The following is a 20,422-nucleotide window of genomic DNA, read 5'->3' as shown; positions in this document are numbered from 1 at the left end:
TTCAATGAGACTGGAGTTTTCGCAACGCCTGAAGACGCAGCGCGATGATGAAAAGCGGAACACCGACCATCGTCAGACTGAGACCGAGCGGCAGGGGAAGGCCGGCGGCAATGCCGCGGGTGAGCGCATCGGCGGCAACGACAAGAATGCCCCCCACCAGTCCGGACAGCAACAAGCGGGCGCGGCCGACGGCCGGTGAAAGGAAACCGGCGATATGCGGCGCGAGCACACCCAGAAAGACCAGAGGCCCGACGGCCGTCACCGCCGCGGCACTCAGAACGACCGCGAACAGAAGGATCAACGGCCGCGATCTGGCGACAGGTTCGCCGAGCGCCTGCGCCATCTCCGTGCCGAGGTCATAGGCGGAAGTCGCCCCCCCTGCCAGAAGACTGCCTACAAGACCCAGAACGAACAGCGGTGTGAAAGCTGCAATCACGCTCCAGTTGGCCTGGAACAACGAGCCGGCAAGCCATTCGGACAAGGTAATGGAGGTTTCGGTCGGCAGATAAAGCAGCAGCAGAGAGCCGAAGGAGGACAGAACCGTCTCGACGGCGATCCCCAGCAGCACGATCGTAAGGCCGCTTGACCGCTCGCCGCCAACCAGCCAGAGCAGCAGTCCGGCAACGCACAGCCCACCGGTCACGGCTGCCAGCGCAACCAGGCTTTTCGGCGCGACCGGAGCAATCACCAAAAGCAGCATGATCATGATCATCGAGCCCTGGCTGAAGCCGAACAGGCCGGGGTCGGCGAGCGGGTTGCGTGCGATCGACTGAAGCAGCGCACCAGAGAGCGCCACCGCCCAGCCGACCATGAAGCCCAGCAGGATCCGTGGCAGCCGAACCGTCAAGAGCGCATATGTTTCGGCATCGGACAGAGAGCTGCCCGAGAGCGCCCGCAGCAAGTCGGCAAGTCCGGTATCCGTCAAGCCGAGCCCGGTGGACCAGGCAGCCAGGATCAGCGTGGCCGCAACAAGCCCGCAGCCCGCCAGGAGATTTCCGGTCCGCATCTGGAGACCGTTCGCCAGCCGCAGAACCGGTTTGCCGTCGGTAGCTGTGCCGCGCCTGATCATGCCGCCTCCCTGTTGGCGGGAGTAAGATAGAAACGCTTGACGATGATGACAAAAACGACGCCGCCGATCAGATCCGTCACCAGGCCCGTGCTCAGCACATAGGGGTAAAGGGCTTCCCGCGCGAAAACATCCGCCAGCAGGCAGACCACGGCGCCTGTTGCAAGCGAGGCAGGCAGTGCAAAGACAAGATTGTTGCCCACAAAAGGCCGAACCATATGCGGCACGATCAGTCCCACGAAGCCGATAGGGCCGCACACTGCGACGACGGATCCGGAGCCAAGCACGGCAGCCAGGATCGCGATACGGGAGACAAGGGGCACATTGACACCGGTCGATGCCGCCTTCTCCGCGCCGAACAGGATCAGCGTGAGGGGCCGCGCGAGCAGGAGGAAGGCGACAATGGCGGCCGCCCCGACCCACCAGAACATGGCGAGCCTGTCGATATAGGCATGATTGATCGTGCCGACCACCCAACTCAGGAACTCCGAACGCCGGGCGGGGTCGGACAGCAGAAAGGCATTGGTCATGCCCGTAAACAGCATGGATACCAGAGCTCCGGAAAGGATCAGCGACAGACCGCGCGGGTCGTTCCGGCGGCCGGCAAAGCGGGCGATGACAATGCAGGAGACGAAGCCGGCCAGCGCCCCGGCAAGGGCGGCCACACCCTGCAGCGCGGGTCCGATATCAAAGACAAGCGCCCCCGCGACGAGAAACAGGGCGGCCCCCGCATTGACACCCATTGTTGCCGGGGACGCCAGCGGGTTGCGCACAAGGCTCTGCAGCACAAAGCCGCTTGCGGCGGCGATACTGCCGACATAAATCGCGATGAGGCTGCGCGGCAGCCGCTGGAACAGGAGCACGGCCTCTTCGTAGCTTTGTGCCTCGAAGCGAAGCACCGCGCCGATGAGGCCCGGCATGTCCTCCGGCCGGTAACCCACCAGCAAATTCAGGGCGAGCGCGACCACCAACAGGGGAAGAACCGCAAGCAGGAAGATCGTGCGCCTTTCCATCAGGACACCGCTGCTTGTCCCGAGCGCTCCGGAAAGCAGACGAGACGTCCATCCCTTGGAAAAATCTGGGTCTTGAGATCGAAGACACGTTCGACGTTGCCGGTGGTCACCGTCTCGGCAACCGGCCCGGACGTCACGCATTTGCCCGAGCGCATCAGGACGACGTCATCGGCAAATGTGGTGGTCAGGTTCAGGTCGTGCAGCACCGCGACGACGGTCTTTCCGTAGATCTCGGTCAGCTCCCTGATCAGTTCGAGAACGGCAAATTGATACTTCATGTCGAGATGGTTCACCGGTTCATCCAGCAGCACAATGTCCGTGTCCTGGGCCAGCACCATTGCAATCCAGGCACGTTGGCGCTGACCGCCCGAAAGCTTGTTGACGGGAAATCCCGCCCTGTCGCTCAATCCGACCGTTTCGAGCACCTGCCGGTAGAGCGCGCGGTCACGCTCGGAAGGTCCGCCGACCAGCGCGTAGCGGGAATAGCCGGCCAACTCGATCAGTTCGCCAAGGGTCATGTAGTCCGGGCAGAAACAGTCCTGCGGCAGATAGGCGATGCGGCGGGCAAGCTTTTTCCGGCCGATCCGCGCCACCGGTTCACCTTCCAGAACGATCTCGCCGCCACTGACAGGCAGAAACCCCATGATGGCTTTCAGCAGGCTGGACTTGCCGCAACCGTTTGGACCGGCGACCGCTGTCAGCCGTCCCTTCCGGAAACGGACGGAGACGTCGCTCAGCACTTCCAGTTTTCCATAAGCTGCGGTTACGTGCCGTGTCTCGAGCAAAATCGACCTCTTGACCTTCTGCATTGCAGAAGTCTTTATACTATCCGAAACGAACCAGCAAACCCAAAGCAAGCTCCCAACTCGTTTTTCAATCCAGTCATGAGCGGATGAGATGACCCCCTCGAAGAAATTGCATATCGGCATGTCGCTCGCCCCGACGTGGCTCAGCGGCGACGCCTGGCGGCGCCCGGACAGCGGCGTGGAAGGCCTTTACGGCAGCGACTTTTATCTCGACATCGCACAACGCGCCGAGCGGGCGAAACTCGACTTTGCCTTCCTGCCGGACTCGCTCTTTCTGAACACGGACCTGCTGGCGTCAGGGACGGGGTTCGCAAGCCTCGATCCGACGCTGCTGCTGGCCTCCATTGCCCGTGAGACCTCGAAGATCGGACTGCTCTCCACCGCATCGACGACCTTCTTCCCGCCTTATATCGTTGCCCGGCAGATCCAGTCGCTGAACTGGCTCAGCAACGGCCGCGCGGGCTGGAATATCGTCACGGCACTGGACGGCAACGGCAATTTCGGTCTCACCGAAATGCCGAGCCCTGAAGATCGCTATGCCAGGGCGGCCGAGTTCACCGAAGTCGTCCGCCGGCTCTGGGCGAGTTTCCCGCAGGATGCCCTGAAACTGGACAAGGCCGGTGGGCGATTTGCCAACCCGGACGGAGTCAAGGCAGTCGATCATCAGGGAGCTTTTTTCAGCGTCAAGGGACCGTTGAACCTGCCCCGTTACGACAAGGCCCCGATCCCGCTGGTGCAGGCGGGCGCATCGGCTGCCGGACGCGCCTTCGCCTCCTCTGTGGCCGACGCAATCTTTGCCTCGACGCCGGACATGGCCGCGGCCATCGACCTGCGCTCCGACCTGCGCAGCCGCGCCGAGGCACAGGGGCGGCAAGGGGACGACATCCGCGTCCTGCCGGGGTTGAGTCTTTACCTGGCTCCGACACAGGCCGAAGCGCAGGAACTCTTCGCCGAGACGAATGCGCGCATGAGCCGTCAACGGGCCTTTGCCACGGTGCTGGAGATGACGGGACTGGACCTGTCCGACTGGCCGGCAGACAGCAATGTGACTGCTTCGGATCTGCCTCCACCGCCGGAAAAAGTGCGCAGCCGGACCCATTCCCAGCTGTTGCGCCGCATGATCGAGCGGGACGAGCCAACCCTTGAGGATCTGCTTCGGCGGCCGGAAGTCATCGGCTCCGCCCATTGGCTGGTGGTCGGTACGCCCGCCGACGCGGTGGCCGCGATCAAGGACTGGGCGGCGGGTGGCGCCATTGACGGGTTTGTTGCCTTCCCGGGTGGGTCGGTGGAGTCGGTGCAGTTGTTCCTGGAGCAGGTCGTCCCCGCCCTGAGCGACCTTGGCCTCTTCCGCAAGGACTATCGGGGCACGACCTTTTTCGATCATCTTAACGACCGCTGACCGGAAAGAAGCTACCGGCACCACTGCTGCTGCAGCAGTGGTGCCCGACCACACGAGGGAGACGCGCACAGGCTGACAACAGGCCTTCCAAACCGGTGGAGACCCGCATGACCACAAGAAAGATTCTCAATTTTCTGGACTGCCGCGACCCTGCCGGGCCATGCCTTGTCGTTGATCTGGAGATCGTGCGGAAGACCTACCGCGCCCTGCAGCGCGCGCTGCCGCAAACCAGGATCCATTATGCGGTCAAAGCCAATCCCGCGCCGGAAATCCTTGAACTGCTGGCCGGGCTGGGAGCCTCCTTCGATGTCGCCTCCGTTGCCGAGGCGAGAATGGTGCTCGAGGCTGGTGCTCCCACTTGCAGCATTTCCTATGGCAACACCATAAAGAAGGAACGCGACATCGCCCAGGCGCACCGTCTGGGTGTCCGGCAATTCGCGGTCGATTGCCCGGCGGAAGTCGAAAAGATCGCCCGCTCGGCCCCCGGTTCGCAGGTGATCTGCCGGTTGTTGTCCGACGGGGCCGGCGCCGAGTGGCCGCTGTCGCGAAAATTCGGCTGCGATCCGAGTGTCGCGACAGGCGTCATGCGCCTTGCCCGGCAACGCGGCCTCGATCCCTGCGGGCTGTCCTTTCATGTCGGCTCCCAGCAGACCGATCCCCGCGCCTGGCAACGTGGCCTGGAGCAGGCTGCCAAGGTGGTCCACACGCTGGCCGGCGAGGGCATCCTGATCAGGTGCCTCAATCTGGGCGGCGGTTTTCCGGCACGGTATCTGAGCGACGTTCCCGGACCGGGCGACTACGGCCGGGAAATCCAGCGCGCCCTGAGAACCCATTTCGGTAACGCGATTCCCGACACGGTGATCGAACCGGGCCGCGGCCTTGTCGGCAATGCGGGCACGATAAAGTCCGAAGTCGTGCTGATTTCCACCAAGTCCCCCGATGATCCGCTGCAATGGGTTTATCTCGACATCGGCAAGTTCGGCGGACTTGCGGAAACCATGGGCGAGGCCATACGTTACCCGCTGAAGACCAGATACGGAAACACGGCAACGGTTCCGTATATTCTCGCGGGGCCAACCTGCGATTCAGCCGATGTGCTTTATGAACAAAGGCCCTGCCGCCTCCCGCACAACTTGCAGATCGGCGACGACGTCCTGATCGAGGGAACCGGCGCCTATACGTCCACCTATGCCTCGGTCGGCTTCAACGGCTTCGGACCGCTGGAAGTGCATGTTGTGTAAATCTGCAAGCAGCGCGCCCGTTCGCCCGATTCCGGTTCGACGCTGACGCTACGTCTGGATCAGGCACCATACGGTTCCGGCAGGCTCGCTCCAGCTTTCGGGAAGATGGGCGGAGATCAGCGGCGCCAGGGACGCAGCCGGACGACAGGACACGCCACGCCTGCATCAAGGACTGCGCGCAGGAGAAGATCGATCCGCGACAGGCTTTTTCCGGGCGGAATTTCATCCGGATCCCTTCAGCCGGCCACCTTCAGGAAGCCGACCGCATGGGGGTCAGGAAATCGTCAGTTCCAGCGCGGGGTGCAAACGCTGAAGATTGCGGAGAGATTTCGACTGCCAGGGGATCGACTTCGATCCGAGAACCCGGACGCCGACATCCGGCTGCTTCCTGATTTCGATCGTGAATTTGGCAAGCAGGTTGATGCCCGAGCTGTTGAGAAACTGCAGGCTGGTCAGGTCCAGCGTGATAAGTTCCGGCTTGGCGGCCAGAATGGAATTCATGGCTTCCAGGATCGGCGCATAGGCATCCGTGCCGGAGAGCCGCATCGTACCTTCATAGTGGATGGTCGAACCTTCAGTCCAAACGCGGTAATCGTTCGTGCTGATTTCCATTGTGGTATCTTCCTTTGGAATATTTCAGCGATCAGGAAAGTCGCAAAGACGCGTAAGTCGTCAACTCAACGCCTTCACTTACATGCCCGGAGGCGAAAGACCAGCCCAATTTGGCTTCGTAATCGCTCATGAGCGTGAGGATTCCAAGTCCCGAACCGGTCGAGTCCGGATTGAGCGCATTCTCCTCAATGCGCTCCAGCAGCAGCTCGCCAGGCTCGCGCTTGAGCAGTGTTGCCAGGTGCGCCTTGAAGCTTTCCGCCGTGTGCGCATCGATCAGGTTCCGGATCAGGATTTCAAATGTCCCGCCCTCCAGGCTGCCGGTAATGTCGATATTGCCGCCCTTGCGGAACTTGATGGCGTTTTCAAGGATCTCGTTGATCATGTAACTGATGCTGTGGCGGGCGTCCACGGGATCGACGCTCCCGTCACAAGCGCGGCTGAAATACTCACCGATGAAATCGGAGGTGACACCGCAATGATGCCAGCTCAGCTCCAGCGGCTCCGCCATCAACTTGATGTCAAAACGCCTGGCGTCGGCACCGTTGACTGCAGCCGTGTTTCCGTAATCCTCGACCATACCCTACCTATGCTTCAGTACGACAAGTGTGATGTCATCGAATACCTTGTGCCCGCCGATATGCGACTTGACGTCAATTATGATCGCTTCGGCAATACCCTTTGCCGATTTCAACCGGTTTTCATGAGCACTGTCGCTGAGCCGGTCGAGACCGAACATCTCGCCCTTTTCGTTTTCCGCTTCGGTGATGCCGTCCGTATGCAGGATGAGAACATCCTCCGGTCCGAAGGGCATGTCCAGCGTGGCGACGAAGGGGGAGATGTCCTCTTCAAGGCCGACCGGGAAGCCGAGATCAATGGTGTCGATGCGTTCCGTCTCGCCGTTCGCGCGGATGATCAGCACTTCTTCATGCTGGCCGGACAGGGTCACCTGACCTTCCTGATAATCGACAAAGGCGAGCGTCAGATGCTTGTCTGAGCGGGTTCTTGTGATGTTCTTGTAAACCGCCCGGTTCAGGACATCGAGGAAGGCGACGGGATCCTTGTCACCCTTTTCCTGAAGCGCCAGGGCGACAGACTGGACCATCAGCATCAGGACGCCACTTTCCAGTCCGTGCCCGGTCACATCACCTATGCCGACCTTGATGTGCTCGCCGTCAAACAGAACGTCGTAATAGTCTCCACCGACTTCGTCCGCCGGCTCCATGAAGGCGGCGATCTCGATCTGCGGGATGACTTCCAGCTCGCTGAGGCGCGGAAGCACCATTTCCTGAATACGCTTGGCGACGTCGAGCTCCGCGCCCAGTCTGCTGTTCTCTGACTTCAAGCGCGCATTCAGCGCGACAATCTCGCTGTTCGCGGTCTCGAGCTTCTTGGTGCGTTCCTCGACCAGGTTCTCCAGGTTTTCGGTGTGATAGCTGATCTCTTCCGCCATGCGGTTGAACGCCAGCCCTACCGCCGCGACTTCGTCGCGGGTGGGAATCTCGACACGGACGGAATAGTCCTTGTTCTGCAGAGCCCTGGCAGCATCCGCCAGCCGCGACAGGCCTTTTGTGATGCGGCCTGAAATCGCGTAGACAGCCAGGAAGACAACCACGATGCTGAAGAAGAAGGCGATGATCTGATAGTTCAGGATGCGCGCCGTCGCCGCGGAGATATTTTCGGTCGCGTCGATCAGGGACTGGTAAATCTCCCGCTCCGATACGACGAAGCCGAGGGTCATCGTTTCACCGGTGATCCCCGCACCGTCCCAAAGGTTGGTGGGATTGAGCTGCTTGAGCACGAGAAGATAGGGCACTTCCTCCCCGCCCTGATCCAGGAAAATATGCTCGATAACCGTTTCGTGGGTGGTGTTGAGCTCAAGCGAGGCAATCGCAACCTGGCTGCTCTCCTTGAGGTTCCGATTGACCCCGGTAACGCCCTGTCCGCTGACATCGGTGGACACAAGGCCCAGCGTCGTCTCGCCTATGGTGTTGGTCGCCACCACATTGCCATCGGACATGGCCAGGAAGCCGAAGCCGGTCGCGGAAATTTCAAGGCTCTCGACCAGCGATGTGAGCTGTTCGAGAGTGATGTCGACCGCCACCATGCCGGCCAGGTCCTTGCGGTCCTTGCTCCAAAGCGGATGAAAGAAACTGACGATCAGCTCGCCGGTGATCGCATCGACATAGGGCGCCGTGGTGACGATGTTGGAGTTCACCGGTTTCGAGGACGGGTCCTCGATCCAGGCCTGCCATCCTTCATAGACGCCGGGGAAAAAGAAATCCCAGAAATTCGGGCCTTCGTTGTGTCCCGGATAGAGCAGATCGAAGGTCTGCGCCTGTTCAGAATAAGGTGTCGCCCGCATGATCGAGGCGTCTTTCGGGCCGACATAATAGATCTGCAGCTTGGGTGCGCCCGTCGCCATCATCGAAGGGCCTACAAGGCTGAGGAAAGCGCTCTTTTTCAGCTCTTCGGCGGCCTTGGGCACCGGTTGCCTGTTTTCGTCGAGCAGGTATCCCCAGACGCTGACGGCGGATGGCACGCCGGCTCCGTTTTGAGCCCAGCCACCGTTGGCGTCATAAGCCAGGGGCGAGGAAAAATCCGGGCTGCCGGTCACCGTATCGCCGACCGCTTCCTGGATTTCAGGATGATCGATCAACGTCTGCATGGTGGTGGCGAGCGTCGCAAGTTCCGAATGCACCCGCTCGATCAGCAGATCCGCCCGGAACGCCGTCGTATCGATATAGGTCTCGAGGTATTCCTCGGTCGCCGTGGTGAGGCCGTCACCGACCTGCTGGGTGGCGTCCCTGGACAGCCGCTGGACGTTCCAGATGCCGATACCGCCAGCAAGCGCGAGGTCGAACAGAACCGCCACGCCCACGACCAGCATGAATTTGGCGCGGAAGCTGCGCAACGAAAAGCGGCCAATCTGCCTTTCGTTCGGCGAAGTGGTTGCCGGTGTCGTCATAGCGGTTTGCGCCCCGAAGCCACCCAGATCGGCCATCCGGCATACCCCTTGGGATGCAGCGCCGCGAAGATGTGATCGTCGAACCCCTTCGCGAAACGCTCGACAAAAGCCGCATCGTCCCCGCGTTCGCTTGCCATCTTGCCGGCAAAGAGGTTCTTCCACGACGCAATGATATCGGCGAAACCCTGGGGATCCCCATCCGTGCTGGTGACCATGAAGGACCCGATTGTCACATCCTCGAACCCGCCCTCAAGCAACAGTCGCCGGCTTTTCGGACCGATTTCGATGTCCATGTCGAAATGATGCCAGAGCTTGGCGACCTCGTTGTAGGTCCACTGGATCGACTCACCGCGCGGCTCGCCCAGGCAGTGGGAGTTCTTCTCGTTGGTGACGTAGATCCGGCCACCCGGTTTGCAGATGCGGAAAAGTTCCTTGAGGATCAGTTCGGGGCGGTCGAACACCTGGAGGGAATGTCTGCAGGTCACGAAATCGAACTGATCGTCCTCCAGCAGCATGTCGGCCGCATCGCCGAAAACATAGTCGATCCCCTTGATGCCGAAGTCCGCCGCCACCTGACGCGCATAATCGAGGCTCGATTTGGAATGGTCCAGCGCGACCAGCCGATCCGGGCTGAACTCCTTTTGCAGCAGAACCGCGAAATCGCCGATCCCGCAGCAGATGTCGGCGACCTGCATGCCCGGCTTCAGGCCGTGCTCTCGCAGCAGGTCCTTTTCGTGCTTCCAAGTCAGTTTCGTCTGGGTGCGCAGGACGTGGATGAACTCGCTGTCCTCGACAAAGGATTGACCCGGATAGAACTCGCTGTCGTATTCGCTCACCGTGATCTTTTCAGACATGGTTTCAAGCACCGCGAATTTCCGCGTTGCCCAACCGACCACGCTCGACGTGGTCACATGCACGTCCAGATCGCTGCGACCGCGCACCAGATCCAGAATCTTGCCGGCGATGGCATGAAAGGCGACATTGTTCATCCGGACCAGACGGCGGACATTCACGTAGAATTTGCCGCTCACGTTGGAGACAGACTGATCGAGCGCCGAAATGCATTTGCTCAGCTCTTCCGCCTTCTGCGGGCGGAGACTGCCGTGCAGGGCGAACTCCTGATCGTTTTCGTTATAGGTCCACTGAAACGACTGGGTGGAATTTTCCGCAATCATTCGTTTTCGTCCTCAAGCGTGAGTTCGGCAACCAAACACATCCGACCGTCACCGGCCCGGTCGATGGCGAGCCTGGCGCCGTAGTCAACGCCGAGTTCCAGAAGTCCGAGACTTGCGTCCGGTTCGTCCTCGGTAAACAACGCTTCCAGATACAGCTTTTCCGCATCCTTGCCGGACAGCTTGTCGATCGCTTCCCGGTAAACCGCGAAAGTATCTTCGTCCGCCGGAAAAACCAGTTCGATCCGGTCCAGGCCACCCTGCCGCCGGACCGAGCATTCCAGCTTGCCCGAGTTGCCGTGAACCCTGAAAACGGTTTCCAGCAACTCGTTCAGCGCCGAGGAATAAAGATTGGAAAACAGGAGTGAATCGAGCCGGTTGTGACTGACCATGCGGGCCAGATATGCCGAGAAAAGATCGCAATGCGCCCAGTTCGAGCAGAAATCCCCGATATCCAAATCCATCTGAAGCATCTGCGGCAAATCCGAGCCCGGCAACGAGACTTCAGAAGGTGCAGGCATTTCTATTCCCCCGTTGGCGCAGTCCATCGTTCCCCGGCGCGGTGAGATACCGTTTTACGATGAACCTGGAAATTCAGCCGTTATCATACGTGTCATCGATAATTAGTTTATTTAACAATACGGTGTCGCTTATTTCCAAGGATTTATCAACAGCAACGCTCGTGCCGATTTCTTTAAAAACCGGCACGAGAGCAGAATTTCATCTTCGACTTGCCCTTTCAGGCCCGGATCGGACAGGTCAGAGACGCGCTTCCTGTTCCGGCATTTATCGAACACAAATTAGCGGCGCATGTCCTGTGTGCCGCAGGGTTCCGAGCGCCATACCTTTGCAGCAAGCCGGTTTGCGCCATCACACCTTAAACGCGATACGCTCTAGCCGACGATATTGTTCTCCGGCCCGAACGGAAAACCGGTTATGTTTTCAGCGCCGGTTTCCGTCACGATCAGAATGTCGTGTTCGCGGTAACCGCCAGCGCCCGCCTGGCCTTCCGGCACCATGATCATCGGTTCCATGGAAACCACCATGCCCGGTTCCAGCACAGTGTCGACATCCTCGCGCAGCTCCACCGAGGCCTCGCGGCCGTAGTAGTGGCTGAGCACGCCGAAGGAGTGTCCGTAGCCGAAGCTGCGGTATTTGAGCAGGTCGTGGCTCCGGTAGATTTCGTTGAGTTCGGCCGCGATATCGCGGCACCGGGCGCCCGGCCGGATCAGCTTCAGACCCTCACGATGCACATGGCAATTGACTTCCCAGAGCCGCAGATGCGCGTCGGGGACGTAGTCGCAAAAGAGCGTGCGTTCCAGCGCGGTGTAATAGCCGAAGATCATCGGAAAGCAGTTGAGGCTGAGGATGTCGCCTGTGGCGACCAGCTTGTTGGTGACCGGGTTGTGCGCTCCGTCCGTGTTGATGCCCGACTGGAACCAGGTCCAGGTGTCCATCAGCTCCACAAAGGGGAACGATCCGGCGATCTCGCGGATCATGGCGTTGGTGGAGGCCATCGCCACTTCATGCTCGGGTACGCCGGCCGCGACCGCCTCCACAAGCGCGGCTCCTCCGGCATCGCAGATCCGGGCGCCTTCGCGGATCAGCACATGCTCCTCCGCGCTCTTGATCGTGCGCTGCGCCATGGCGTCCGCGGCGATATCCACCAGCTCAACACCCGGCAGCGCGGCTTCAAGCTGCTTCAGGAGATCGAGAGAAACATGATCGAGCTCGATACCGATCCGCTTGACCGACGGGTTCGGCATCGCCAGCAGCGACTGGATGGCATGGAAATAATTGTCGCGCCGCCAATCCGTATAGATGACCGTATCGCCATGTGTCCGGCGCCAGGGCTGGCCGCCGTCGATGCCGGCAGCAATGGTGGTCGCGTTTTCCTGCGTAACGAGGAAGCCGTATTTGCGGCCGAAGTAGCAATAAAGGAAGCCGGAGTAATAGCAGATGTTGTGATAGGAGGTGAAAAGGCAGGCGTCTATCCGCCGCTCCGCCATGATCTTTCTCAGCCCCGTCTGCCGGCGGTCCATCTCCGGGGGCGAGAAAGGTGAAAAGGCCTTTTCGCCATTGTTCATCTCGTAGATGCGGATCATATCGTCACTCATGGAAGTTCTCCTTTTTCCTTCCGGTTCGCGTCCCGGCCTGCCGTTCGTGTTGCCGGTTCTGGTTTTGGGCCTGAAACGCAAAACGGGCCGGCTTCCGAAAAAGAAGCCGGCCCGCCAGGCCCGTAATCAGATTGTCTGCTGCCGGGAAAGTCCTTCGGACCCGTCCCCCGGTGGCTGGCGTTCCGCCACCGGCTCCTGTGGAATGCAGCGGAGCCGGTCGCGGCTCCTTACCGGGTCAGCCCGGCGAAAGTCCCCTCAGCCGTTCCGACCTGCGCCGCAGCATTTCCAGCACCGTCAGAAGAATGATCGAAATCGCAACCATCAGCGAAGCCACGGCAAGGATGGTTGGAGAAATCTGTTCGCGCAAGCCGGTGAACATCTGCCAGGGCAGGGTTTTCTGTCCGGCTGAGCCCAGAAACAGGACCACCACCACTTCGTCGAAGGACGTTATGAAGGCGAACAGGGCGCCGGACACGACACCGGGGACGATCAGCGGCATCTGCACCTTGAAGAAGGTGGTGACCGGGTTGGCGCCGAGACTTGCCGAGGCCCGCACAAGGGACCGGTCGAAGCCGACCAGCGTCGCCGTCACCGTGATGATCACGAAGGGTGTGCCAAGCGCGGCATGGGCCAGCACAACGCCCCAGTAAGTGCCCTGCAATCCGATGCGCGAATAGAAGAAATACATGCCCGCGGCGGAAATGATCAGAGGCACGATCATCGGCGAGATCAGCACGGCCATGATCGCCGGCTTGTAGGGCACATGCGACTGGGACAGGCCAACAGCGGCGACGGTACCGAAGGACGTGGCCAGCAGGGTCGCCACGGGCGCGATCATCACCGAGTTGGTCAGGGCCTGCTGCCAGTCCGGGTTGGTGAAGAAGTCCTCATAGTGCTTGAAGGAATAGCCGTCCGGGTTAAGCGCCAGCATTTCCTTGGTGAAGGTGAAAAAATCCTGCGCATTGAAGCTGAGCGGCAGGATCACCAGGATCGGAAAGATCAGAAAGAAGAAGATCAGTCCGCAGATCACCCGGAAGGAGTAGTACCAGGTCCGCTGCAAGGGGGACGCATAGGGGGGAAGTGCGCTCATAATCGTGCCCTAGCCCAGTTTCACGTTATCGATGCCGACGATCTTGTCGTAGACAACAAAAAGAACCATCACGGCGACAAGGAGCAGTGTACCCAGAGCAGCTGCCAGTCCCCAGTTCAGTGACGAGGATATGTGATAGGCGATCCGGTTCGAGATGAAGATGCCCGATGTGCCGCCAACAAGTTCCGGCGTGATGTAGTAGCCGATCGACAGGATGAAGACGAGCACCGCGCCCGCGCCGATCCCCGGAACGGATTGCGGGAAATAGACCCGCCAGAACGCCGTCCAGTCATTGGCGCCAAGGCTCTTCGCAGCACGCACATACGTAGGCGAGATGGTTTTCATCACCGAATAGAGCGGCAGGATCATGAAGGGCAGAAGAATATGCGTCATGGCTATGATTGTGCCGGTCTGGTTGTTGATCATCACCAGACGGCTCGCGTCACTGATCAGACCTGTCCAGACCAGGAAGTCGTTGATCACCCCTTGTTGCTGCAAAAGCACTTTCCACGCGGACGTTCGGACCAGGAGACTGGTCCAGAAGGGCAGCAGCACGAGGATCATCAGAAGATTCGAGGTGCGCAGCGGCAAAGCCGCGAGCAGAAATGCGATCGGATAGCCGAGCAGCAGACAGGAAACGGTGATCACGATCGACAGGAACAAGGTTCTGCCGAACAGGAGCATATAGATCCGCTCGTCCTCCGGCTTCATCTCGATACCATCGGACGTCCTCTGCGCGTCGAAGGCACTCAGGAAGTACCCGTCGGTATATGGAGGCGCGAATTGCCTCAGTACCTGCCAGGTGCCGACGTCGCCCCACTTGTCGTCAGCGTCAATAAACTGTTCCTTGAACGGGGCGGCCTCGTCCATGCGGTTGACGCGCCGTCCGGTCTTGCGGAACAGACTGGAAATACCGCTTTCCTCATAGTTCAGCCGGGAACCGAGGCGGGTATGTTTCTTTTCCTCGACGGCGACCAGCAGATCCCCGTAAAGAGCGGCGAAGACTTCTTCGTCAGGCACCTCACCGGACTTCGGGTCCCATACACGCAGGGCGACCACGGTCCTGGGAAGCGTATCCTCGACGATGCTGTTTTCAACGGACCGGAACAACATGTCCAAGATCGGCGCGACAAAGGTCAGCAGCACAAAGATGAGCAACGGTGCGATCAGAGCCAGGGAACGCAGTTTTTCCCGGCGCAGCGCCCTTGCAAGGGCGGCCTTGAGAGGCTTCCCGTCCTTGGTGGTGAGAACCTGACCGGCTGTGGTATCGCTCATGAAACAGTCTTCCGCAAATCAATTTGAAGATCCGGGTGGGACAATGCCCACCCGGACCGGAGCCGCAAAGGCTTACTGGGACAGCCACGCCTGGAATTTGGCGTCGATGTCGTCGCGGTAATCCGCCCACCATTCGTAGTTATACAGGAAGGTGTTCTTGGCGTTGTTCGGATCGGTCGGCATATGCGGAGCCATGTCGATGCCGAGATCGGCGTGCTTGCCGACCAGCGGAGCGGACGACTTGCGGGCCGGGCCGTAGGAGATGTACTTCGCCTGATCCGCCAGACGCTGAGTGTCCGTGGCGAATTTGACGAAGTCCTTCACCGCGGCAAGGCGCTCTGCCGGAAGACCGGTCGGGATGATCCAGCCGTCAAGGTCGAACACCTGAGCATCCCACAGCATCTTGACCGGCTGCTTCTGCTCTTCGATCAGGGCAAACAGGCGGCCGTTGTAGGTGGAGCCGATGACGACTTCACTGTCAGCCAGAAGCTGCGGCGTTTCCGCACCCGCAGACCACCAGACTACGCTGTCCTTGATGGTGTCGAGCTTGGCAAAGGCACGGTCAAGACCTTCTTCGGTCTCCAGAACGTCGTAGACGTCTTCCTTCGCAACGCCGTCACACAGCAGCGCCCATTCCATGTTGTTGATCGGACGCTTTTCCAGAGCGCGCTTGCCCGGGAATGCTTCCAGATCGAACACGTCACAAATGTCGTCCGGCTCCTTGCCACCCCAGTCCGCAACGTCGGAGCGGTAGCCGAAGGTGGTGGAGTAGACGATCTGCGGGATGAAGCACTCGGAGACCAGCAGGTCGCCGAAATCGTCAGCCGCGGAAGTGCCGTCCGGAGCGGCAGCAAGGTCGACGTCCGGATCGATTTCCATGGCCAGGCCTTCGTCGCACAGACGAATGGCGTCGGAGGCAACAACGTCAACCAGGTCCCAGGTGACGTTACCGGCTTCGTTCATTGCGCGCAGTTTCGCAACGGCTTCAGCGGAGGACTCGTCCCAGATAATGGTCACGTCCGGATGGTCCGCGACATAAGGATCCGCGTAGGCGGCCTTCTGGGACGCCTGATAAGCGCCACCCCAGGAGACCAGGGTCATATCTTCAGCAACGGCGGCGCTACCGGCAAATGCCAGTGCGGTGCCTGCAAGAACTACGGTTTTGAGCTTCATGGATTCTAGCTCCCTCTTTTAGGATTTTAACGGATGCTCTTCCGTTTTGGTCGCTGACGGCCGGACCCCGGCCGCCGGGCGATTTCAGACAACAGCGTCGAGTGCCTTGCAGTCGTTCAGCGCCCAGCCCACCTGGACTGTCTCGCCGACATTCAGCTTGCGCTTCTCTCCGCGGTTGCGAACCTTGACGATGAACTCACTATTGCCGGCCACATTCATACGAACGCGAATATGGTCGCCGAGATAAATGAGTTCCTCAATCTGGCCGTTCACCAGATTGTCCATCGAAGTATTGGTGTCGAATTCGACTCGTTCCGGCCGCAGCGACACGGTCGTCTTGTCGCCGACATCCGACACGTTGACCCTGTCCGCCTTGAGCTGGGTGCCGTCGTCGAGTTCAACGAGGCACTCCTCCCCCTGAACGCCGATCACTTTGCCGCTCAGCTTGTTGTTCTCGCCGATGAACTGGGCGACGAACGAGTTCTGGGGGTCTTCGTAAAGGTCGTCCGGCGTCGACAGCTGCTGGATGATGCCGTCATTGAATACGGCCACCCGGTCGGACATGGTCAGAGCCTCGGTTTGGTCATGGGTGACATAGACCACCGTAACGCCGAGATTCTCGTGAATGTGCTTGATTTCATACTGCATCTGCTCGCGCAGCTGCTTGTCGAGCGCTCCCAGCGGCTCGTCCATCAGTACGAGTTCCGGATCGAAAACCAAAGCGCGGGCCACGGCGACGCGCTGCTGCTGTCCGCCGGACAATTGCGCCGGACGGCGGTTGCCGAATGCGCCGAGTTCGACCATTTCCAGCGCCCGCTGCACCTTCTCGCTCTGCTCGGCCTTGCCGACGCCGCGAACCTGAAGCGGAAACGCCAGATTTTCGGCCACCGTCATATGCGGAAAAAGGGCGTAGTTCTGAAACACCATGCCGATGCCGCGCTTGTGCGGCGGCACGTTGTTGATCGGTCGATCATTGAGAAAAATCTCTCCATGGGTCGCCGGTTCAAAACCCGCCAGCATCATCAGGCAGGTGGTTTTTCCGGATCCCGACGGCCCGAGCATTGTCAGGAATTCGCCAGGTGGGATGTCGAGATTGAGGTTCTTTACGACAAGGGTTTCCCCGTCATAGCTCTTTTGAACGCCGTCATACTTAACAGCAGCGCCCCGTGTGTTCGCCATTTTGTCCCCAAGTCCGGTTTCATTCATTATTATTAGAAGCGCAACCAATAACACTCAGGTGACGATCGTCCCCTTGGAGCTATCGAGTGACACGAACTCACATAGAAAAACAAAAATGCCGCCGCATTGAAAGGGGGCATTGAAAAAAAATGAATATTTTTTGGTCAGGGGGCGAATTAATATTTTGCAGCGCTGCTGTCTGGCGAGATTTCTACTCAAGAGAAAGCCCTCCGGAGAAAGAAATAACTTTACCCGGACGAAAGTATCCCTAAATCAACCAGCTTTCAGGTGAAAGCAGTCAGGTTGATCGAACCAGATGCGTCTGCACCTTTTTTCTGGTGTCGTCCATGAGCAGGGTCCCGGAGAACCCCGCACATCGGCGAACTACATGAAGAGCATGGCCCATGATTTCTTTTTACAGTTGTCCGGAATCGTCACAAAACAATTCCGGAACGTCGCTTTTATGCAACGAAACGTCTGTCGGCACCTGGCCGGGCACCGGCCTGAAAAGAAACAGTTTCTGGCCAAGGCGGACCGCCGGCGTATAGTCAGGCGACCAACAATCACAGGATCAACAAGGATGAGCGATATCCGTCCGCATGAGATTTCCGTGTCGGGTCCGGTTCCCGACGATGCCCGGCTGCAATTCATCGGTCGAATTCACACACCCTGGAACGACAGGAAAGACTGCCCGCATCAAGGCAAGATCGACGGGCCGGAATGCCGGATCGAGATATTCGAGCCCTGGGACCAGGCGCTCAAGGGCATCGAAAAATTCGAGCGCATCGAAGTGCTCTACTGGCTCGACAAGTCCCGGCGTGATCTGGTGATCCAGAATCCCGGTCATAGCGAAGGGACCTCCGGCACCTTCGCCCTGCGCTCTCCCGTGCGACCGAACCCCATCGGAACCGTCATCGCCAGACTGGTCTCGATCGAAGGAGCGAACCTGATCGTTCGCGGCCTCGATTGCCTGAACGGGACACCGCTCATCGACCTGAAACCCGACCGGTGCAGTTTTTCTCCCAAATCACCTCCTGCTCGCTGATGGCGCAACCTCCAGGACGAAATCACGACGGCAGGTCCGCTTGACAAGTCCGGTTCGGAAATGACACTCGACAGCGCAACCGCTCGTGCGAAGCGGTCCTGGGAGACCTACATGCAGACAATTCCTGAAGCCGTTCCTGAAGCTGGCGAGATCGCTGTCAACGAAGTCGTGTCCATTGAACGGCGCGGGCCGGTCGCGCTCATTGCGCTTGACAATCCGCCGGTGAATGCCGCTTCTCATGCCCTGCGTACGGGCCTGTGCGAAGCGGTCGAACGCCTGCAGGACGACACGGACATCGCGGCCATCGGGCTCTACGCGAAGGGCCGGACATTCATTGCCGGGGCCGACATCAGGGAATTCGGCAAACCGCCTCTTGACCCGTGGCTACCGGAAGTCTGCAACTTTCTGGAAAACTCTTGCAAACCCATTGCCTGCGTCCTGCATGGCACGACACTTGGCGGCGGTTTCGAGGTCGCGCTTTCCTGCCACGCCCGTGTGGCCCTAAAAGGCACGAAAGTCGGCTTTCCGGAAGTAACGCTCGGCATTCTGCCCGGCGCCGGCGGAACCCAGCGGGCACCGCGGCTGGCGGGCATCCCCGCGTCTCTCGACATGATCACCAGCGGCAAGCAGATCAGCGCGCAGGATGCCCTGAAATGGGGCCTCGTCGACGGGCTGAGCGAGGGTGACCCGCGCGAGGCCGCGCTGCAGGCGGCACAGGACCTGATCGACGGCAAGCTTACGTTGCGCAAGACCGGGGACCTGACCGTGGAGCCGGACGATGCCGCGCTCCAGGCGATGCGGGAAAAGCTCGCAAAATCCCAGCCCCTCCTTTATTCGCCGCACAAATGCGTGGACGCCGTCGAGGCGAGCAAACTGCCCATCGCCAAGGGTCTGAAGGAAGAACGCCGTCTTTACAACGCGTGTATGGATAGCCCCCAGCGCGCGGGCCTGATCCATGCGTTTTTCGCCGAACGGGCCGTCGCCAAGATTCCGGAAGTAGCCGCGGAGCCCAGGGACATCGCGTCCATCGGCGTGATCGGGGGAGGAACCATGGGTTCCGGCATCGCGACGGCGGCACTGCTGGCCGGTTTTCCGGTCACCTTGAGCGAACGGGATCAGGCAGGACTGGATCGCGGTACGGCTGCCATAGGCAGCAATCTGGATGGCGCCGTGAAGCGCGGAAAACTCTCGCCGGAAGGACGGGAGGCAATCCTAGCGTCGAAACTCGTGACTTCCACCGATCTTGCCGCCCTGTCACAGGCAGACCTGATCATCGAGGCGGTGTTCGAGGACATGAGCGTCAAACGCGAGATCTTCGAAACCCTCGACAGGGTCACCAAACCCGGAGCCGTGCTGGCATCCAACACATCCTATCTCGATATCAACGAGATCGCGGCGATGACGAACCGTCCGGAAGACGTCATCGGCCTGCATTTCTTTTCCCCCGCCCATGTAATGCGGCTTCTGGAAGTTGTCGTAGCGAAGAAGACCGGCATGGAGACGGTCGCGACGGGCTTTGCGCTTGCCAAGACCCTGAGGAAGATCGCCGTGCGCTCCGGCGTCTGCGACGGCTTCATCGGCAACCGCATCATGACCTTCTACAAGAAGTCCGCCGACTACATGATGATGGACGGCGCATCGCCGGAAGAGATCGACCGGGCGATGAGCGGTTTCGGCTTTGCCATGGGCCCTTATCAGGTGGCCGATCTTGCCGGTCTCGACATCAGCTGGGCCGCCAACAAGCGCCGCGCGGCCACGCGCCCGGCTGAGGAGCGCTACATCCCGATTGCCGACCGGCTGTGCGAAAACGGCTGGTTCGGCCGCAAGAGCGGCCAGGGGTTCTATATCTACGACGCGGAAGGCAATCGCCCCAACCCGGCCGCGCTCGAGATTATCGGCGAGGAACGCGCCAGGGCCGGGATCGCGCCGCGCGGTTTTACCTCCGACGAGATCGTCAGCCATTTCATGACCGCCATGATCCTGGAGGCGGCTCGCGTTCTGGAAGAAGGCATCGCTCTGAGGCCTATCGATATCGACGCGGTGTTCCTCTTCGGCTACGGCTTCCCGCGCTTCCGCGGCGGACCGATGCATGCGGCCGACCTTATCGGCGCCAGTGAACTTGTGCGCCGGATCGAGGCCTATGCAGCAGAGGATTCCTACTACTGGCGCGTCCCGGAATTGCTTCGCAAGATGGCCGAAATCGGGGAGAGCTTCGCGGATATGAACGACAGGGGGTGACAGCCTCAAATTCCTTCCCGGCTGTTCCCAA

Annotated in this window: 17 protein-coding genes; 4 read left to right on the top strand and 13 right to left on the bottom strand. The window is 60.1% G+C overall.

Annotation, left to right across the window (positions count from 1 at the left end):
- Nucleotide 1: 1 nt before the first annotated feature.
- The 3 genes from OA90_RS06950 to OA90_RS06940 are packed head-to-tail and all read right to left on the bottom strand — an operon-like array spanning nucleotide 2 to nucleotide 2,888.
- Nucleotides 2-1,066: an iron ABC transporter permease gene (locus OA90_RS06950; protein ID WP_068409209.1), complete on the bottom strand. Its 1,065-nt coding sequence runs from the start codon at nucleotides 1,064-1,066 to the stop codon at nucleotides 2-4.
- Nucleotides 1,066-2,079, bottom strand: a complete 1,014-nt coding sequence (locus OA90_RS06945; RefSeq protein WP_068408928.1) for an iron ABC transporter permease — start codon at nucleotides 2,077-2,079, stop codon at nucleotides 1,066-1,068. The genes OA90_RS06950 and OA90_RS06945 overlap by 1 nt, the downstream gene beginning before the upstream one ends.
- Complete coding sequence (locus tag OA90_RS06940; protein ID WP_068408926.1) at nucleotides 2,079-2,888, bottom strand: ABC transporter ATP-binding protein; 810 nt, start codon at nucleotides 2,886-2,888, stop codon at nucleotides 2,079-2,081. The genes OA90_RS06945 and OA90_RS06940 overlap by 1 nt, the downstream gene beginning before the upstream one ends.
- 88 nt (nucleotides 2,889-2,976) lie before the next feature.
- On the opposite strand from OA90_RS06940, the gene OA90_RS06935 reads away from it, so the two are divergent.
- Complete coding sequence (locus OA90_RS06935) at nucleotides 2,977-4,284, top strand: NtaA/DmoA family FMN-dependent monooxygenase (protein WP_068408924.1); 1,308 nt, start codon at nucleotides 2,977-2,979, stop codon at nucleotides 4,282-4,284.
- A gap of 107 nt (nucleotides 4,285-4,391) precedes the next feature.
- Nucleotides 4,392-5,525: a type III PLP-dependent enzyme gene (locus OA90_RS06930; protein ID WP_068408922.1), complete on the top strand. Its 1,134-nt coding sequence runs from the start codon at nucleotides 4,392-4,394 to the stop codon at nucleotides 5,523-5,525.
- A 273-nt stretch (nucleotides 5,526-5,798) separates the two neighbouring features.
- Here OA90_RS06930 and OA90_RS06925 read toward each other — a convergent pair whose 3' ends face one another.
- The 10 genes from OA90_RS06925 to OA90_RS06880 all read right to left on the bottom strand — a co-directional run bounded on the left by OA90_RS06925 (nucleotide 5,799) and on the right by OA90_RS06880 (nucleotide 17,108).
- A complete protein-coding gene (locus tag OA90_RS06925) occupies nucleotides 5,799-6,137 on the bottom strand; it encodes a hypothetical protein (RefSeq protein ID WP_068408920.1) in 339 nt (112 codons plus the stop codon).
- 31 nt (nucleotides 6,138-6,168) lie between these two features.
- The gene (locus OA90_RS06920) at nucleotides 6,169-6,714 is read right to left on the bottom strand and encodes an ATP-binding protein (RefSeq protein ID WP_068408918.1); all 546 of its coding nucleotides are present in this window, start codon (nucleotides 6,712-6,714) and stop codon (nucleotides 6,169-6,171) included.
- Nucleotides 6,715-6,717: 3 nt separating this feature from the next.
- Entirely contained in the window at nucleotides 6,718-9,102 is a 2,385-nt protein-coding gene (locus OA90_RS06915) for a SpoIIE family protein phosphatase (protein WP_068408916.1), read from the bottom strand.
- Nucleotides 9,099-10,277, bottom strand: a complete 1,179-nt coding sequence (locus tag OA90_RS06910) for a class I SAM-dependent methyltransferase (protein WP_068408914.1) — start codon at nucleotides 10,275-10,277, stop codon at nucleotides 9,099-9,101. Before OA90_RS06910 ends, OA90_RS06915 begins: the two co-directional genes overlap by 4 nt.
- Entirely contained in the window at nucleotides 10,274-10,795 is a 522-nt protein-coding gene (locus OA90_RS06905; protein WP_156510415.1) for a ubiquinone biosynthesis methyltransferase UbiE, read from the bottom strand. The genes OA90_RS06910 and OA90_RS06905 overlap by 4 nt, the downstream gene beginning before the upstream one ends.
- Nucleotides 10,796-11,167: 372 nt before the next feature.
- Nucleotides 11,168-12,391: a M24 family metallopeptidase gene (locus tag OA90_RS06900; protein WP_068408912.1), complete on the bottom strand. Its 1,224-nt coding sequence runs from the start codon at nucleotides 12,389-12,391 to the stop codon at nucleotides 11,168-11,170.
- A 235-nt stretch (nucleotides 12,392-12,626) separates the two neighbouring features.
- On the bottom strand, nucleotides 12,627-13,481 hold the full coding sequence (locus OA90_RS06895; protein WP_068408910.1) for an ABC transporter permease: 855 nt from the start codon (nucleotides 13,479-13,481) through the stop codon (nucleotides 12,627-12,629).
- Between the two features lie 9 nt (nucleotides 13,482-13,490).
- Nucleotides 13,491-14,756, bottom strand: a complete 1,266-nt coding sequence (locus tag OA90_RS06890) for an ABC transporter permease (RefSeq protein ID WP_068408908.1) — start codon at nucleotides 14,754-14,756, stop codon at nucleotides 13,491-13,493.
- Nucleotides 14,757-14,828: 72 nt separating this feature from the next.
- Nucleotides 14,829-15,929, bottom strand: coding sequence for an extracellular solute-binding protein (locus tag OA90_RS06885; RefSeq protein ID WP_068408906.1), 1,101 nt, complete (start codon nucleotides 15,927-15,929; stop codon nucleotides 14,829-14,831).
- A gap of 84 nt (nucleotides 15,930-16,013) precedes the next feature.
- Entirely contained in the window at nucleotides 16,014-17,108 is a 1,095-nt protein-coding gene (locus tag OA90_RS06880) for an ABC transporter ATP-binding protein (RefSeq protein WP_068408904.1), read from the bottom strand.
- A gap of 580 nt (nucleotides 17,109-17,688) precedes the next feature.
- Here OA90_RS06880 and tsaA point away from each other — a divergent pair.
- Both tsaA and OA90_RS06870 read left to right on the top strand, forming a co-directional pair.
- Nucleotides 17,689-18,153 carry a tRNA (N6-threonylcarbamoyladenosine(37)-N6)-methyltransferase TrmO gene (gene tsaA, locus OA90_RS06875; RefSeq protein ID WP_068409205.1) on the top strand — a complete coding sequence of 155 codons (465 nt, stop codon included), beginning with the start codon at nucleotides 17,689-17,691 and terminating at the stop codon, nucleotides 18,151-18,153.
- A gap of 111 nt (nucleotides 18,154-18,264) precedes the next feature.
- Nucleotides 18,265-20,391, top strand: a complete 2,127-nt coding sequence (locus tag OA90_RS06870; RefSeq protein WP_068409203.1) for a 3-hydroxyacyl-CoA dehydrogenase NAD-binding domain-containing protein — start codon at nucleotides 18,265-18,267, stop codon at nucleotides 20,389-20,391.
- Nucleotides 20,392-20,422: the final 31 nt, after the last annotated feature.

It is taken from the genome of Labrenzia sp. OB1 (assembly GCF_001624695.1).
Classification (GTDB): domain Bacteria; phylum Pseudomonadota; class Alphaproteobacteria; order Rhizobiales; family Stappiaceae; genus Roseibium.
This window is presented reverse-complemented; position numbering and strand designations above follow the sequence as displayed.

Bases quoted from the DNA above. Each gene is read 5' to 3' on its own strand.
- OA90_RS06905 (WP_156510415.1), bottom strand. From the start codon at position 10,795: ATGCCTGCACCTTCTGAAGTCTCGTTGCCGGGCTCGGATTTGCCGCAG.
- OA90_RS06890 (WP_068408908.1), bottom strand. From the start codon at position 14,756: ATGAGCGATACCACAGCCGGTCAGGTTCTCACCACCAAGGACGGGAAG.
- OA90_RS06940 (WP_068408926.1), bottom strand. From the start codon at position 2,888: ATGCAGAAGGTCAAGAGGTCGATTTTGCTCGAGACACGGCACGTAACC.
- OA90_RS06900 (WP_068408912.1), bottom strand. From the start codon at position 12,391: ATGAGTGACGATATGATCCGCATCTACGAGATGAACAATGGCGAAAAG.
- OA90_RS06880 (WP_068408904.1), bottom strand. From the start codon at position 17,108: ATGGCGAACACACGGGGCGCTGCTGTTAAGTATGACGGCGTTCAAAAG.
- OA90_RS06945 (WP_068408928.1), bottom strand. From the start codon at position 2,079: ATGGAAAGGCGCACGATCTTCCTGCTTGCGGTTCTTCCCCTGTTGGTG.
- OA90_RS06930 (WP_068408922.1), top strand. From the start codon at position 4,392: ATGACCACAAGAAAGATTCTCAATTTTCTGGACTGCCGCGACCCTGCC.
- OA90_RS06910 (WP_068408914.1), bottom strand. From the start codon at position 10,277: ATGATTGCGGAAAATTCCACCCAGTCGTTTCAGTGGACCTATAACGAA.
- OA90_RS06935 (WP_068408924.1), top strand. From the start codon at position 2,977: ATGACCCCCTCGAAGAAATTGCATATCGGCATGTCGCTCGCCCCGACG.
- OA90_RS06925 (WP_068408920.1), bottom strand. From the start codon at position 6,137: ATGGAAATCAGCACGAACGATTACCGCGTTTGGACTGAAGGTTCGACC.
- OA90_RS06870 (WP_068409203.1), top strand. From the start codon at position 18,265: ATGCAGACAATTCCTGAAGCCGTTCCTGAAGCTGGCGAGATCGCTGTC.
- OA90_RS06885 (WP_068408906.1), bottom strand. From the start codon at position 15,929: ATGAAGCTCAAAACCGTAGTTCTTGCAGGCACCGCACTGGCATTTGCC.
- OA90_RS06895 (WP_068408910.1), bottom strand. From the start codon at position 13,481: ATGAGCGCACTTCCCCCCTATGCGTCCCCCTTGCAGCGGACCTGGTAC.
- tsaA (WP_068409205.1), top strand. From the start codon at position 17,689: ATGAGCGATATCCGTCCGCATGAGATTTCCGTGTCGGGTCCGGTTCCC.
- OA90_RS06920 (WP_068408918.1), bottom strand. From the start codon at position 6,714: ATGGTCGAGGATTACGGAAACACGGCTGCAGTCAACGGTGCCGACGCC.
- OA90_RS06915 (WP_068408916.1), bottom strand. From the start codon at position 9,102: ATGACGACACCGGCAACCACTTCGCCGAACGAAAGGCAGATTGGCCGC.